General features: G+C 72.4%; 14 protein-coding genes. 8 read left to right on the top strand and 6 right to left on the bottom strand.

The window, feature by feature from the left end:
* Window positions 1-45: 45 nt before the first annotated feature.
* Together def and ABD292_RS11670 are read left to right on the top strand one after the other, a co-directional pair.
* Window positions 46-531: a peptide deformylase gene (def, locus tag ABD292_RS11675; protein ID WP_344207123.1), complete on the top strand. Its 486-nt coding sequence runs from the start codon at window positions 46-48 to the stop codon at window positions 529-531.
* A 22-nt stretch (window positions 532-553) separates the two neighbouring features.
* On the top strand, window positions 554-1,315 hold the full coding sequence (locus tag ABD292_RS11670) for an SDR family oxidoreductase (RefSeq protein ID WP_344207122.1): 762 nt from the start codon (window positions 554-556) through the stop codon (window positions 1,313-1,315).
* Between the two features lie 18 nt (window positions 1,316-1,333).
* Here the strand turns inward: ABD292_RS11670 and ABD292_RS11665 are convergent, their stop codons facing one another.
* A complete protein-coding gene (locus tag ABD292_RS11665) occupies window positions 1,334-2,737 on the bottom strand; it encodes an aldehyde dehydrogenase family protein (RefSeq protein WP_344207121.1) in 1,404 nt (467 codons plus the stop codon).
* 127 nt (window positions 2,738-2,864) lie between these two features.
* On the bottom strand, window positions 2,865-3,482 hold the full coding sequence (locus ABD292_RS11660) for a mycothiol-dependent nitroreductase Rv2466c family protein (protein ID WP_425565059.1): 618 nt from the start codon (window positions 3,480-3,482) through the stop codon (window positions 2,865-2,867).
* Between the two features lie 90 nt (window positions 3,483-3,572).
* Here ABD292_RS11660 and pepN point away from each other — a divergent pair, with 90 nt between their 5' ends.
* The 3 genes from pepN to ABD292_RS11645 all read left to right on the top strand — a co-directional run bounded on the left by pepN (window position 3,573) and on the right by ABD292_RS11645 (window position 8,837).
* Complete coding sequence (pepN, locus tag ABD292_RS11655; RefSeq protein WP_344207119.1) at window positions 3,573-6,137, top strand: aminopeptidase N; 2,565 nt, start codon at window positions 3,573-3,575, stop codon at window positions 6,135-6,137.
* 150 nt (window positions 6,138-6,287) lie between these two features.
* Window positions 6,288-7,787 carry a serine/threonine-protein kinase gene (locus ABD292_RS11650; protein WP_344207118.1) on the top strand — a complete coding sequence of 500 codons (1,500 nt, stop codon included), beginning with the start codon at window positions 6,288-6,290 and terminating at the stop codon, window positions 7,785-7,787.
* Window positions 7,788-7,877: 90 nt separating this feature from the next.
* Window positions 7,878-8,837 (top strand): hypothetical protein, encoded by a 960-nt coding sequence (locus ABD292_RS11645; protein WP_344207117.1) that lies wholly within the window; start codon window positions 7,878-7,880, stop codon window positions 8,835-8,837.
* An 18-nt stretch (window positions 8,838-8,855) separates the two neighbouring features.
* Here ABD292_RS11645 and ABD292_RS11640 read toward each other — a convergent pair whose 3' ends face one another.
* Both ABD292_RS11640 and ABD292_RS11635 read right to left on the bottom strand, forming a co-directional pair.
* Entirely contained in the window at window positions 8,856-9,221 is a 366-nt protein-coding gene (locus ABD292_RS11640) for a DUF5130 family protein (protein ID WP_344207116.1), read from the bottom strand.
* Window positions 9,222-9,242: 21 nt separating this feature from the next.
* Window positions 9,243-9,533, bottom strand: coding sequence for a hypothetical protein (locus ABD292_RS11635; protein ID WP_344207115.1), 291 nt, complete (start codon window positions 9,531-9,533; stop codon window positions 9,243-9,245).
* A 202-nt stretch (window positions 9,534-9,735) separates the two neighbouring features.
* Between ABD292_RS11635 and ABD292_RS11630 the strand changes: the two genes are divergently transcribed.
* The 3 genes from ABD292_RS11630 (at window position 9,736) to ABD292_RS11620 (ending at window position 13,176) form a co-directional block, all read left to right on the top strand.
* The gene (locus ABD292_RS11630; protein WP_344207114.1) at window positions 9,736-10,563 is read left to right on the top strand and encodes a nuclease-related domain-containing protein; all 828 of its coding nucleotides are present in this window, start codon (window positions 9,736-9,738) and stop codon (window positions 10,561-10,563) included.
* A 163-nt stretch (window positions 10,564-10,726) separates the two neighbouring features.
* Window positions 10,727-12,565 (top strand): dihydroxy-acid dehydratase, encoded by a 1,839-nt coding sequence (gene ilvD / locus ABD292_RS11625; protein WP_344207113.1) that lies wholly within the window; start codon window positions 10,727-10,729, stop codon window positions 12,563-12,565.
* 110 nt (window positions 12,566-12,675) lie between these two features.
* Complete coding sequence (locus ABD292_RS11620) at window positions 12,676-13,176, top strand: WYL domain-containing protein (RefSeq protein WP_177241217.1); 501 nt, start codon at window positions 12,676-12,678, stop codon at window positions 13,174-13,176.
* An 81-nt stretch (window positions 13,177-13,257) separates the two neighbouring features.
* On the opposite strand, the gene ABD292_RS11615 is transcribed toward ABD292_RS11620, so the two are convergent.
* Both ABD292_RS11615 and ABD292_RS11610 read right to left on the bottom strand, forming a co-directional pair.
* On the bottom strand, window positions 13,258-13,470 hold the full coding sequence (locus tag ABD292_RS11615) for an FmdB family zinc ribbon protein (protein WP_344207110.1): 213 nt from the start codon (window positions 13,468-13,470) through the stop codon (window positions 13,258-13,260).
* Between the two features lie 3 nt (window positions 13,471-13,473).
* The gene (locus ABD292_RS11610) at window positions 13,474-14,271 is read right to left on the bottom strand and encodes a GNAT family N-acetyltransferase (protein WP_344207109.1); all 798 of its coding nucleotides are present in this window, start codon (window positions 14,269-14,271) and stop codon (window positions 13,474-13,476) included.
* Between the last annotated feature and the right edge of the window lie 2 nt (window positions 14,272-14,273).

Here is a 14,273-nt window from a genome sequence, read left to right as displayed (position 1 = left end):
AGTAAGGATCACTTCCGTCCGCCGCCCCTTACGAAGGCAGGGATCATGCGAGAGATCCGCGTCATCGGCGACCCCGTGCTGCGCACGCCCGCCGAGCCGGTCACGGACTTCGACCGCGAGCTGCGCCGCCTGATCGAGGAGATGTTCGAGGCGATGTACGCGGTCGACGGGGTGGGCCTGGCGGCCCCGCAGATCGGCGTGTCGCGGCGATTGTTCGTCTACGACATCAACCGGCGCAAGGGCCACGTGATCAACCCGGTGCTGACGGTGGACGACCCGGAGGAGATCGCCGACGAGGAGGGCTGCCTGTCGGTGCCCGACCGGCGCACCGGACGGCCGATCTACGCCCCCGTCGCGCGCGCGGCGGGCGTGACCGTGGAGGGCGTGGACCGGCTCAGGCGGCCGGTGCGCGTACGCGCCCGCGGCTCGCTGGCGCGCTGCTTCCAGCACGAGGTCGAGCATCTCGACGGCCGCCTGTACGTCGACCGCCTGCCGCGCGACGAGGCCCGCGGGATCATGTCGCGCGCCTGACCCCGAGGCGTAGCGTGGCCGCATGACTGTGCTTTCCGTCAAGGGGCTTTCCGGCAAAGGGCTTTCCGGCAAGGGCGCGTTGGTCACGGGTGGCTCCCGTGGCATCGGCAGAGCCGTCGTGGAGCGGTTGCGGCAGGACGGCGCCGAGGTCGTCTTCTGCTACGAGCGGTCGGAGGAGGCCGCGCTGCGGGTCGCGAAGGAGACGGGCGCGACGGCGGTGCGGGCGGACCTCGGCGTCAAGGAGGATCTGGAGCGGCTGTTCGCCGAGGCGGAGGCCCGGCTGCCCGGGGTGGACATCCTCGTCAACAACGCGGCCACCACCACCGGGCAGAAGCTGCTCGCGGACCTCACGGACGACGACTTCGAGCGCTCGTTCGCGGTGAACGTGCGCGCCGTCCTCCTCGCCCTGCGGTGGGCCGCCGGGGTGATGCGCGACGGCGGGCGCATCGTCACGATCTCCTCGCTCAACACGCAGGTGCCCGCCCCGACGCTCGCGCTCTACTGCGGCGGCAAGGGCGCGGTCGAGCAGTTCGCCAAGGTGGCGGCGCGGGAGCTGGGCGGGCGCGGCATCACCGTCAACGTCGTCTCCTCGGGCGCGACGGACACCGACATGCTGCGCGGCGCCAACCCGCCCGAGGCGCTGGAGCGGACACAGGCGCTCACGGCGCTCGGACGGCTGGGGCGGCCGGACGACATCGCCTCGGTGGTGGCGTTCCTGGCCGGGCCCGACGGGCGGTGGATCACCGGCCAGAACCTGATCGCCAGCGGGGGCCTGCTGGTCTGAGCCGCCCGCCGGCGGGCGTCAGAGCTGGAGCGACTTGATCTCCAGGTATTCCTCCAGGCCGTACTCGCCGAGCTCGCGGCCGACGCCCGACTGCTTGTAGCCGCCGAACGGGGCCAGCGGGTTGAACCGGCCGCCGTTGACGGCGACCTGCCCGGTCCGCAGGCGGCGGGCCACCCCCAGGGCGCGTTCCTCGGTGCCCGCCCAGACCGCGCCGGCCAGGCCGTAGCGGGTGCCGTTGGCGATGGAGACGGCCTGGTCCTCGGTGGTGTAGGGGATCACCGACAGCACCGGCCCGAAGATCTCCTCCTGCTCGATCGCCATGCCGGGCTCGACGCCCGCGAACACCGTGGGCTCGACGTAGAAGCCGCGCTCGTGCGGCCGTTCGGTGCCGCCGGCCACCAGCCGGGCGCCCTCCTCCTGGCCGCGGTTGATGTAGCGGACCACCCGGTCGCGCTGGACCTGCGAGACCAGCGGGCCGATCCGGGTGGACTCGTCGAAGGGGTCGCCGACGGTGTAGCCGCGGGCGGCCTCGACGGCCAGGCGGACGGCCTCGTCGTACTGGTCGCGGTGGACGAGCATGCGGGTCCAGGCCGAGCAGGTCTGCCCGGCGTTGACGAAGCAGTTGGCCACGCCGACCTTGACGGCGAGCTTGAGGTCGGCGTCGGGGAGGATGATGTTGGCGGACTTGCCGCCGAGTTCGAGCGCCACCCGCTTGACGGTCTCGGCGGCGAGCGCGGCCACCCGGCGGCCCGCGGCGGTGGAGCCGGTGAAGGAGACCATGTCGACCTCGGGGTGGGCGGCCATGGCCTCGCCGACGACCGGCCCGCGCCCGCTGACGAGGTTGAACACGCCCGGCGGCAGGCCCACCTCGTCGAGGATGCCGGCCAGCTCGTACGCCGCCAGCGGCGCCACCTCGCTCGGCTTGAGCACGACGGTGCACCCGGCGGCCAGCGCCGCGCCCACCTTGCAGACGATCTGGTGCAGCGGGTAGTTCCACGGCGTGATGGCCGCGACCACCCCAATGGGCTCCTTGACGACCAGGGAGGAGCCGACGCGCTGCTCGCGCGGATGGCTCTCGGCCAGGTGGGCGAAGGAGGCGAGGACCCCCGCGGGCATCAGGGTCTGCACCTTGAGCGCGAAGCCCAGCGGCGATCCCATGTCGGTGGCGATCGCCGCGGCGACGTCGTCGGCGCGCTGCTTCAGCAGCTCGGCCGCGGCGGCGAGCAGCTTGCCGCGTTCGGCCGGCGCGCTGCGCGACCAGGACGGGAACGCTCTTCGCGCCGCGGCCACGGCCGACTCCACATCGTCGGGAGAGCCGGCGGGCACGTGGTCGATGACCTCTTCTGTGGCCGGGTTGACGACCTCTATGGACTCGTCGGACGCTGAGGCGGTCCAGGAGCCGCCGATGTACAGCTGACGCATGTCCCCATCCTGACAGCGCGTCCCGGCGTTCGCGAGGGAGGTTCACTGAGCCGGGGATGAGGATTCTCCACCGCGATCAGGGTCTTTCCTCCCCGCGGGGTATCCGTAATGCGCTGACAGCGGGTTTTCAGTCGAATTGCGGGCGGCGGGTGCGCGTGCGCTTCAGCTCGAAGAAGTCGTCGAACTCCGTCACGGCGACGACGCCGTCCCACAGGCGACCGGCGTCCTCGCCCCTGATGATCCTGGTGATGACCGGCCCGAAGAAGGCGTTGGCGCCGACGCGGATGATCGGCGTGCCGACCTCCTGGCCGACGAGCGTGATGCCCTCGTCGTGCGAGGCGCGGATGCCGGCGTCCCACTCGTCCGACTCCATGGCGTCGGCGAGCTGCGGGTCGAGGCCCACGGCCTCCAGGGCGGCCTCGTTGATCTCGCGCAGCTTCTCCGGGTCCTTGCCGAGGCCCTCGTTGTGCAGGCGGGTGCCGAGCTCGGTGTAGAGCCGGCCGATGTACTCCTCGCCGTGCTTGGCGGCGGCCGCCACGACGCGGACCGATCCGTGCGCCTTGAGCGCCCGCTCCTTGTATTCGGCGGGCACGTCCTTGCCCTCATTGAGGTAGTGGAGCGACATGAAGCGGAAGCGGGGCTCGATGGGCCGAACCTTCTCGACTTCGAGCAGCCACCGTGACGTTACCCATGCGAAGGGACAGGAAGGATCGAACCAGAGGTCTACGGGAATCTTCTCAGCCATGTGGGGCCATAACCTGGGGTGGCTCGGATCCTATTCCCGCCGTGACAGGATACCGACAACCCCGACGAAGCGGTTGAAAAGGAGCGGAACTTGGCAGGCAACCTGACCAGGGACGAAGCGCGCGAACGCGCCAAGCTGTTGAAGGTCGAGTCGTATGAGGTCGCCCTCGATCTGACGGAAGGTGAGGAGCGCTTCGAAAGCGTCACCACGGTCCGCTTCTCCGGCCTGGTCCCCGGTTCGTCCACCTTCATCGACCTGCACGGCGCGCACGTCCGCCAGGTGACCCTGAACGGCGAGGACCTCGACGTGTCCGCCTACGACGCGGAGAAGGGCCGCTTCCCGCTCCCCTCGATCGCCGAGTCGAACGAGTTGCGCGTGGACGCCGACTGCTCCTACATGCGCACCGGCGAGGGCCTGCACCGTTTCGTCGACCCGGTCGACCAGGGCGTCTACCTGCACACGCAGTTCGAGACGGCCGACGCCCACCGGATGTACGCCTGCTTCGACCAGCCCGACCTCAAGGCCACCTTCCAGCTCACCGTGCTGGCCCCGGCCGACTGGGAGGTCGTCTCCAACGCCGCCGCGACCAACGTCGAGAACCTGCCCGAGCAGGCCGGGCGGCACGGCACCGTGCAGGCGGCCAAGCGGTGGACGTTCGACACCACTCCGGTCATGTCCACCTACATCACCGCGCTGGTGGCCGGGCCGTACCACAAGGCGACCTCCGAGCACGACGGCATCCCGCTCGGCATCTACTGCCGCGCCTCGCTCGCCGAGCACCTCGACGCCGACAACATCTTCGAGGTCACCCGGCAGGGCTTCGACTTCTTCCACAAGGTGTTCGGGGTGCGCTACCCCTTCGGCAAGTACGACCAGCTCTTCGTGCCCGAGTTCAACGCCGGCGCGATGGAGAACGCGGGCTGCGTGACGTTCCTGGAGGACTACGTCTTCCGCTCCCGCGTCACCGACGCCCTGGTCGAGCGGCGCGCCGAGACGATCCTGCACGAGATGGCGCACATGTGGTTCGGCGACCTCGTCACCATGCGCTGGTGGGACGACCTGTGGCTCAACGAGTCGTTCGCCACCTACATGTCGGTGCTCTGCCAGGCCGAGGCCACGCGGTGGGGCAGGGGCGCCTGGACGACGTTCGCGAACGTGGAGAAGGCCTGGGCCTACCGTCAGGACCAGCTCCCCTCCACCCACCCGATCGCCGCCGACATCCCCGACATGCAGGCGGTCGAGGTCAACTTCGACGGCATCACGTACGCCAAGGGCGCCTCGGTGCTCAAGCAGCTCGTCGCGTACGTGGGGCTGGAGAACTTCCTCGCCGGCGTGCGCGACTACTTCGCCGACCACGCCTGGGGCAACACCGAGCTGAAGGACCTGCTCGACGCGCTGGAGCGCACCTCGGGCCGGGACCTGTCGGCCTGGTCGAAGGACTGGCTGGAGACCGCCTGGGTCAACACGCTGCGCCCGTCGTTCGACGTCGAGGACGGCCGTTTCACCCGCTTCGAGGTGCTGCAGGAGGCTCCCGCCGACTACCCGACGCTGCGCTCGCACCGCATCGCCGTCGGCCTGTACTCGCTGGTGGACGGCGCGCTGACCCGTACCAAGCGGGTCGAGCTGGACGTCGTCGGCGCCCGGACGCCCGTGGCCGAGCTGGTCGGCGCGGAGCGGCCCGACCTGGTGCTGATCAACGACGACGACCTCACCTACGCCAAGATCCGCCTCGACGACGACTCGCTGCGGACGCTGGTGAACGGCGGCATCGCCGCGTTCACCGACTCGCTGCCGCGCGCGCTGTGCTGGTCGGCGGCCTGGGACATGACCCGCGACGGCGAGATGCCGGCCCGCGACTACGTCCGGCTGGTCATCTCGGGCGCGAGCGTGGTCACCGACCTCACCGTGCTCCAGGCGATCCTGCGGCAGGCCCGCCAGGCCGTCCAGCAGTACGCCGACCCGGCCTGGCGGGCCGAGGGCCTGCGGCTGCTGGCCGACGAGCTGCGCTCGCTGCTCGCCGCCGCCGCGCCCGGCTCGGACCACCAGCTCGCCTACCTGCACGCGTTCGCGCCGGCGGCCACCTCGGGCGAGGACCTCGACCTGCTGGCCGGCATCCTCGACGGCACCTCCGTGCCCGACGGGCTGACCGTGGACGCCGACCTGCGCTGGAGCCTGGTGCACGCGCTGGTCGTCGGCGGCCGGATCGACGAGGCGGGCATCGCGGCCGAGCTGGAGCGCGACCCCACGGCGACCGGTGAGCGCTCGGCCGCCCAGTGCCGGGCCGCGCTGCCGACCGCCGAGGCCAAGGCGGCGGCGTGGGAGCGCGTCGTGGGCGGCGAGCTCGCCAACCACATCGCGCGCGCCACGATCGGCGGGTTCCAGGACCCGCATCACCCCGAGCTGCTCGCGCCGTACCGGGAGAAGTACTTCGCCGAGGTCGGGCGCATCTACAAGGAGTGGACGTTCGACCAGGCGTCGTCGTTCGCGGTGGGCTGCTTCCCCGCGCTGCTCATCGAGGAGGCGACCGTACGGGCCGCCGAGGACTACCTCGCCGCCGAGCAGCCGCCGCAGGCGCTGCGCCGGCTGATCCTGGAGGGCGCCGACGGCGTCCGCCGCGCCCTGCGCAACCAGGAGAAGGACGCGGCGGCGTCCTGATCCCGCGCGCCGGGCGGAGTGCCGCTCCGCCCGGCGCACCATACCCGTGAGGTGAGTGTTCCCTACCTGCGAGGGCGGGGACGGGCGGGACGTCCGACACCCGCTCCGACTTGGTCCTGCCACCTCAGAGCCGGTGTTAGATTCGACTACGTGCTAGGCGCCGGGACCACGCTCAACGACCGCTACGTGCTGGCCGGTCGCCTCGGCGGCGGCGGCATGGGCGAGGTCTGGCGTGCCGAGGACAAGGTGCTCGGCCGCTCGGTCGCGGTGAAGGTGATGACGCCCGCGCTGACCGAGAACGCCACCTTCGCCCAGCGGTTCCAGAACGAAGCCAGGGCCATGGCCACGCTCACCCATCCCGGCGTGGTCGACGTCTACGACTACGGCACCTGCGAGATCTCCGGCCGCCAGGTCACCTTCCTCGTCATGGAGCACGTGCGGGGCGAGTCGCTCGACCGGGTGCTGCGCCGCGGCCCGCTCGACCCGGCCGCCGCCATGCGGCTGGTCGCCGAGGTCGGCGACGCGCTGGCCGCCGCGCACGCCCAGGGCATCGTGCACCGCGACGTCAAGCCGGCCAACCTCATGGTCCGCGAGGGCGGCGGGGTGGCGCTCACCGACTTCGGCATCGCGCACTCGGTCTCGGCCGGGCACCTGACGGCGACCGGGCAGATGTTGTGCTCGGCGGGCTACTGCGCGCCGGAGATGGCGACCTCCAGCGAGGTCACGCCGGCGGTCGACGTCTACGCGCTCGGCGTGGTGGCGTACGAGTGCCTGACCGGGCGGCCGCCGTTCCAGGGCGAAACGCCCGTGCAGATCATCTTCAAGCACCTCAACTCGCCGGTGCCGGAGCTGCCCGGCGAGGTGCCCGCAGGGCCGCGGGCCGTGGTGACGCGGGCGCTGCAGAAGACGCCCGAGCAGCGCTGGGAGTCGGCCGCCGCCATGGCCGCGGCCGCCCGGCAGGCCCTGGCCGCCCCCGACGTCGTGCCGTACGGGGCCGGCGACACGGGGCCCACGGCGGCGCCGGGCACCGGCGTCGCGGGTGCGGTCGCGGCCGGAGGGCTGGGAGCTTTCCCGGGCGGCGGCGTTCACGGGACCGATCCCGGCGCGACGGCCGGGACGGCAGGCGGCACGGCAGGCGGACCAGCAGGCGGCATCGCGGGCGGGGCCTCCGCAGGCACCCTGCCCGCCCGTCCCGAGCGGCGTGTGCGGCGGACGGCGCGGGTGGCGCTCACCGTCGCCGCCGCGGTGCTGGTGTCGGCCGGCGTCGCGGGAGCGGTGTGGCTGCGCCCGGACCGCTCGTCGAGCGAGGCCACGGTGACGCCGACCAGCGTGACCGACACCACGGCCACCACCGGCCCCAAGACCCCGGCCCCCTCCCGGCAGCAGAGTGTGCCTCCGGTCCGGCAGAGTCCGACCGCCGTGCCGACGAAGGGCGTCGACCCGCTGCCCACCCCGTCGGTGACGGTCACGCCGACCGCGTCGGCCACGCAGACGCCCACGGCGGCCCCGACCACGCCCGAGCCGAGCAAGGAGCCGACGAAGGAGCCCACCTCCGAGCCCACGCAGTCCTCCGGCCCGGAGGAGCCGGCGACGGAGCCGCCGAGCGACCCACCGGGCGACATCCAGTGCGTCCGCGAGCCGTGCCCGTAAGCGTGTGCCCGTAGCAGGGTGCCCGGAATCGGCTGCCCGCGCGCTTTGCCGGTGTACGCGAACACTCGGCGATCGTGAGAAGGTCGTCCCGTGGAGACGACTCGTGACCTGCTCATCGCCCTGGCCCGCCGCTACGCCTTCGCCGACCTCGGCGCGCTCGCGCCGGCGGCGGAGATCGCGGAGGTGTGCGAGTTCGGGCAGCGGCTGCTCTCCCTCGACGCGGAGGACTTCGCGGCCGAGGCCAGGGTGGTGCCCGCCGAGCTGAGGCGCCGGGCCCGGGCCTGCCACATGCCGCAGACGCCGCGCGAGCAGCCTCGGGGGGCGCTGGAGTCGCTGCGGCCGGCGTACGGGCTGCTGCTGGAGGCCATCGCGGTGCGGTGGCACCGGCGGGAGCTGAGCCCGATGATCGCCGCCGTGCACATCGCCAGCGAATACCTGCCGCTGCTGGCGTTCGAGCCGCATCTCGGCCACGCCGGCGATCCGGCCCGCTGGCCGGCCGGGCTGAGCGCGCCGGGGAGCAGGTTCGGGGTGATCGGCGACCGGGAGTGCGACCACACCAAGTCCGAGCAGTCGGCCACCAACCGCACTCTGCGGGTGTCGGTGGAGCCGGCGGAGGGCTGGCGGGCCTACTTCGACCGGCAGCACAGCCAGGTCGCGGGCGCCCTGGCGGTGTGCGTGGCCACCTGCCGCAACCCCTGCACGTCGATGGACTGGATCGATCCCGAGCCCCGGGCCGACCTGCAACTGCGCGCCCGCACGGCGCTGGCCTTCGCCGAGACCCCGCTGGTGCGGCTGCGGCACGCCGCGCCCGTGGGGCACGGGTTCGGGGTGCCGTCGCCGGAGGAGGTGCTCGACGCCTGGGAGCGCAGCCGCCTGGCGCTGGACAAGAACCCCATCGGCGCCGCCGCCTCCAAGGACGACGGGTTCCCGCTGCCGGGGCTGCCCGCGCTGTTCGCCGCCATCGCCGACGCCGCCATCGAGCCCTCCACGCTCCTGCACGGCGTCAGCGAGCACGTCGTGCGGCTGCTCGAACGGCACGAGGCCGCCTGACCTCCGCGCGCGCCCGCGTCAGCGGCGGGCGGTCGCCTGCTCGCCGAGGGCGTTGATGCCGTGCAGCAGGCCGCCGATCAGGTCGCCGGCGCTGAAGGCCGTGGCCATGGACATCGCGGTCAGCCGGCAGGCGGCGTCGCCGAGGCGGGCGCGGGCGCGCTCGCCGGTGACGATCTCGATGCCGCGCCCGTGCAGGTCCACCAGCACCACCACGGCGTCGGCGGACTCCGTGCCGAGCGCGGCGTGCAGGCGTTCGGCGAAGTGCCGCCGGCCGCCGGCGGCGGGCGCGCCGAGGAAGAGCCCGAAGCGCAGCCCGCTCCGCCGTTCGGCGGTGTGCAGGGCCTGGCGGAGGTCGTCGGCCTGGGCGCTGGTCAGTCCGCGCATCTCGGTGCTCCCATCGTCACCTCACCATCCGGCCGAGGCGCCGCCGACGTGCCGGCTCGGCTCCGCCGTCTCGGCCGCTGACACCCAGTCGTTCTCGGGGACCTCCGCCCAGTGCGCCACCCGGTCGGCGAGGACGAGCCCCGACGTGCTCACGCCGCGCTCGCTGCGGAACGGCCCGCCGAGCCAGACCGGCCCCGCCTCCGCGCGCCGCTGCGCGCCGCGTCCCGGCAGCATGACCAGCAGGCTGATCAGCACGAACAGCCCTGAGGACACCCCGAAGAGATAGAGCAGGATCTCTGCCGCGCTGTTCACACCACGAACGTAAACCTCGTGTGCGAGTCCGGCCAGACCCCGGCGGGGGCGGGAGTTATGATCATGGGTGAGGGGGCACTTCTCTAGAGAAGAACGTAGTTAATACCCCGAAAACGGGCGTGGAACACGATGAGCTGGGCCATAAAACTATGGACAGGGCAACACTAGGATTCGGCAAGATTTCCGGGCTACGGTGAGTCACGTGGACACCGACAACCAGCGAGAAGACGGTCACAACGCGTCACCGATCTGGGTGAGCGACCGGCCGGAGAGCGAGCGGACCGCCGCCTCGACGCCATCGGCGCCCACCTCCACGTACGCGCCCGTGCCACGCGCGTCCGTGCGCGAGCTGCTGGCACAACCGCGTTTCCGCCGGTGGCGCACGCGCCTGCTGGTGGGCGTCGCCGCGGCGATCGTGGTGGGCTTCCTGGCGCAGGATTGGCGGATCGGCGTGACCGCGGGCGTGGTCGCGGCGATCCTGGAGGCGGCCTACCGGGCACGCTCCAATTCGTCCGTACCCGCCTGGCGGCGCGCCTCCGTGGCCGAGCGGCGCACCGAGGCACAACTGCGCAAGCTGGAACGCCTGGGCTACCGCACGTTGCACGCCCGCGCGATCCCCGACACGGAGCAGCAGATCGACCACCTCGTGGTCGGCCCGACCGGCGTCTACGCCGTCGACTCCGAGAAGTGGGACAAGCGCCTCCCGGTCCGCGTGCAGATGGCCAAGAAGCTCTTCCACGGGCCGTTCGACCAGAAGGAGCGGCTGACCCACGCCAAGTTCGAGGCGTCGAGGGCGAGCGAGCTGATCAGCGCGTCGTTCGGGCGCGAGGTGCCCGTCGTGCCCTCGCTCGCGATCTACGGGCCGCCCGTGCCGTGGAAGATCATGACGATCCGGGGCGTGGACGTCTACCAGGGCGACCGGGCCCGCAAGTGGATCACCAAGCGGGAGCGGGCGCTGACCGACGCCGAGATCGAGAAGATCTTCGAGATCGCCGGCAAGGTGCTGCCTCCCCGCTACGGCGAAGGCTGACGGACGACCGGCAGCGCCGCACGCCGCCTCCCCGGGCGGGCGTGCGGCGCTTTCGCGCGCTCTCCCGCCGGGTCGTCGCCTCGTCCGAAGCGTGGACGGTTTGTCTCAGTCACCGGGCGGTGGTCGTACCATGTGAAGACTCGACAGCGATGGGAGAAGCGCGATGCCCGCCCTCAGGTCACGTACGGTCACTCACGGCAGGAACATGGTCGGTGCCCGGGCCCTGCTCCGGGCGACCGGCGTAGCCGGGAGCGATTTCGGCAAACCGATCGTGGCCATCGCCAACAGCTTCACGCAGTTCGTCCCCGGTCACGTGCACCTGCGCGAGGTCGGCGACGTGGTCGCCGGCGCGGTGCGCGAGGCGGGCGCCATCCCCCGCGAGTTCAACACGATCGCGGTCGACGACGGCATCGCGATGGGTCACGGCGGCATGCTCTACTCGCTGCCGTCCCGCGAGCTGATCGCCGACGCGGTCGAGTACATGGTCAACGCGCACTGCGCGGACGCGCTCATCTGCGTCTCCAACTGCGACAAGATCACGCCGGGCATGCTGCTCGCCGCCTTCCGGCTCAACATCCCGACGGTCTTCGTCTCCGGCGGCCCGATGGAGGCAGGCAAGACCCCCGGCCGCAAGCTCGACCTCATCGACCCGATGATCGCCTCCGCCGACGAGTCGGTCAGCGATGAGGAGCTGCTGGCGATGGAGGAGAGCGCCTGCCCGACCTGCGGCTCGTGCTCCGGCATGTTCACCGCCAACTCCATGAACTGCCTGACCGAGGCGATGGGCCTGGCGCTGCCCGGCAACGGCACCACGCTGGCCACGCACAAGGCGCGCAAGCAGCTCTTCGAGGACGCCGGCCGCACCCTGGTCGAGATCACCCGCCGCTACTACGAGGAGGGCGACGAGTCGGTGCTGCCGCGCTCGATCGCCACCCGCGAGGCGTTCGAGAACGCCATGGCGCTCGACGTCGCCATGGGCGGCTCCACCAACACGATCCTGCACATCCTGGCCGCGGCCCGCGAGGCCGAGGTCGACTTCGGCCTCAAGGAGATCAACGAGATCTCGCTGCGGGTGCCGTGCCTGTGCAAGGTCGCCCCGGCGACCAGCAAATACCACGTCGAGGACGTCCACCGGGCCGGCGGCATCCCCGCCATCCTGGGCGAGCTCGACCGGGCCGGGCTGCTGCACCGCGACGTGCCCACGGTCAACGGCGGCACGCTGGCCGACCTGCTGGCCGGCTGGGACGTCAAGTCGCCCGCCGTCCGGCCGGAGGCCGTCGAGCTCTGGCACGCCGCGCCCGGCAACGTGCGCACGGTCAAGGCGTACTCGCAGGACAACCGCTGGGACGACCTCGACCTCGACCGGGCCGAGGGCTGCGTCCGCGACCTGGAGCACGCCTACACCGCCGACGGCGGCCTCGCGGTGCTCTACGGCAACATCTCGCGCGACGGCGCGGTGGTGAAGACCGCCGGCGTGGACGAGTCGATCTGGCGCTTCAGCGGCCCCGCCGTGGTGTTCGAGTCGCAGGAGGAGGCCGTCGAGGGCATCCTCGGCGGGCGGGTCAAGGAGGGCGACGTCGTCGTCATCCGCTACGAGGGCCCCAAGGGCGGCCCCGGCATGCAGGAGATGCTCTACCCGACCTCGTTCCTCAAGGGCAAGGGCCTCGGCAAGGCGTGCGCGCTGGTCACCGACGGCCGCTTCTCCGGCGGCACCTCGGGCCTGTCCATCGGCCACGCCTCCCCCGAGGCGGCCGAGGGCGGCACGATCGCGCTGGTCGAGGACGGCGACCTCATCGAGATCGACATCCCCGGCCGGTCGATGGAGCTGCGCGTCCCCGAGGCGGAGCTGGCGGCGCGGCGTGAGCGGCTGCTGGCCGACCTGGGCGGCTACCGGCCGCGCGAGCGCAACCGGCCGGTGAGCGTGGCGTTGCAGGCCTACGCCGCGATGACGACCTCCGCCTCGACGGGGGCCTCGCGGGACCTGTCACAACTGTCGAAGTAGTCCGGCGTCCGAAGCGGCGGGTTTCCCACCCGCCGCTTCCGCGTGTCCGGGCACCTGTCCTTCCGGACAGGTTTTCGAAAAATGTCGGTCGCGGTCCGTATTCTTTGGGTATGACGACAGTCGTGAAGCACGATACTCGCCCGCTGACGACCGCCGAGATCGCCGCCCTCGCACTCTCCCTCGCCCACCTCGGCGCGGGACCCCAGGCCGTCACCGCACGGCGCGGCCTGCAGCACGCGCTCCAGCACCTGGAGCTCGACGACGACGTCATCGCCGCCACGCTCACCACCCTGACCGAGCCGCTGCCCCTGGAGATCGCCTCCCGGGCCAGGCTGATGGCCGACGCCATCACCAGCCGGCTCATGATCCGCCTGCACTACCGCGACGCCGGGGGTAACGTCACCGTCCGCGACGTCGAGCCGGTGACCTGCCTGGTGCACCGCGAATACTGGTATCTCGTCGGCGTGTGCCGGATGCGCCGCGGGATCAGGGCCTTCCGGTTCGACCGCATCCTCGCGGTCGAGCCCACGCTCACGCCGGCGCGGCCGCACCTGGCCGACCGGTTCCTGCCGTTCCAGCGCCGCAAGCGGGTCAGGGCCGGAGCGGCCTAGCGCCAGGACGCCCGGGGCGGCCGGCGCACCGCCGCCCCGGTATCAGGGGTCAGGGGGAACAGCAACCCCGGCCTTTCGGGGTCAGGAGGAGCAGCAGCCCCCGCCGCAGCAACCGCCGCCGCCACCGCTCGGGCGGGGTGCGGCGGCGCCGCCGGTCATGGCGACCGTGGAGAGCAGCTTCACCGTGTCGTCGTGGCCTTCGGGGCAGGACGCCGGCGCGTCGGAAGCCGACATGGGGCGGGACACCTCGAACGTGGAGCCGCACGCGCGGCAGCGGAAGTCGTAACGCGGCATGGCCTAAGCGTAGGTGATGTGCGCGTAGTCGGACACGGGCTCGTACCCGATGGCCTGGTAGATGGCGTTGCTGGTGGGGTTGGCCAGGTCGGTGAAGAGCACGACCTCCTCGCCCCGCTCCGCGAGCCCGACCTGGCTGACGTGGGCGGTGACCGCGGAGCCGTAGCCGCGCCGGCGGCGCGAGGGCGGCGTGTAGACCGGCCCGATCCGGCAGACCCCGCCCGCCGGCTGCGACAGCGCCGCGAGGGCGACCGGCGCGCCGCCGTCCTCCCACACGAACAGCTCGCGCCGGGTGAGCCGCTGGGCCACCCGTTCGGCCGGGTCGCCCTCGCCGAGCCCGGCCTCCTCGCCGAAGGCGTGGTACCAGCTCACCAGCAGCGGGAAGTCGGCGGGCGTGGCGAGCCTGCCCCGCCCCGGCACCTCGGGGACGCTCAGCGTGCCGAGCCGGTAGAGCCGCTCGGCGACGGTCCGCGCGGGCGGGCCCATCAGGCGGACGACCTCGTCGGTCAGCTCGACCCGGCCGACCAGCGCGGGGATGGCCCTGCCGAGCGCCTCGACCAGGGGCGCGACCGCCTCGACCGGCATCACGGCGAGCCCGATCGGGTAAGGAGGCGTGCGGAAGGCCGCCCCGCGCACCTGCCCGCCCACCGTCCACCAGCCGAATCGCGGGTCCTTCGCCGGCGTGCCGGCGCGCAGGTCGGCCAGCACGGTCAGTGGGACGGTGTTGCCCACCGGGTCGCCGAGCAGGAAGGGCTCGGCGACCGCGGCGTACTCCTCGGGGTCCGAGGTGAAGGTCCACATGC

The organism is Nonomuraea bangladeshensis (genome assembly GCF_039529455.1).
Classification (GTDB): domain Bacteria; phylum Actinomycetota; class Actinomycetes; order Streptosporangiales; family Streptosporangiaceae; genus Nonomuraea; species Nonomuraea bangladeshensis.
Note: the sequence above shows the minus strand (reverse complement) of the source record. Positions and strands in the feature narration are given on the sequence as shown.

Coding starts and splice junctions, on each gene's coding strand:
- ABD292_RS11670 (WP_344207122.1), top strand. CDS start 554: ATGACTGTGCTTTCCGTCAAGGGGCTTTCCGGCAAAGGGCTTTCCGGC.
- ABD292_RS11660 (WP_425565059.1), bottom strand. CDS start 3,482: ATGGCTGAGAAGATTCCCGTAGACCTCTGGTTCGATCCTTCCTGTCCC.
- ABD292_RS11615 (WP_344207110.1), bottom strand. CDS start 13,470: ATGCCGCGTTACGACTTCCGCTGCCGCGCGTGCGGCTCCACGTTCGAG.
- ilvD (WP_344207113.1), top strand. CDS start 10,727: ATGCCCGCCCTCAGGTCACGTACGGTCACTCACGGCAGGAACATGGTC.
- ABD292_RS11610 (WP_344207109.1), bottom strand. CDS start 14,271: ATGTGGACCTTCACCTCGGACCCCGAGGAGTACGCCGCGGTCGCCGAG.
- ABD292_RS11640 (WP_344207116.1), bottom strand. CDS start 9,221: ATGCGCGGACTGACCAGCGCCCAGGCCGACGACCTCCGCCAGGCCCTG.
- ABD292_RS11620 (WP_177241217.1), top strand. CDS start 12,676: ATGACGACAGTCGTGAAGCACGATACTCGCCCGCTGACGACCGCCGAG.
- ABD292_RS11665 (WP_344207121.1), bottom strand. CDS start 2,737: ATGCGTCAGCTGTACATCGGCGGCTCCTGGACCGCCTCAGCGTCCGAC.
- def (WP_344207123.1), top strand. CDS start 46: ATGCGAGAGATCCGCGTCATCGGCGACCCCGTGCTGCGCACGCCCGCC.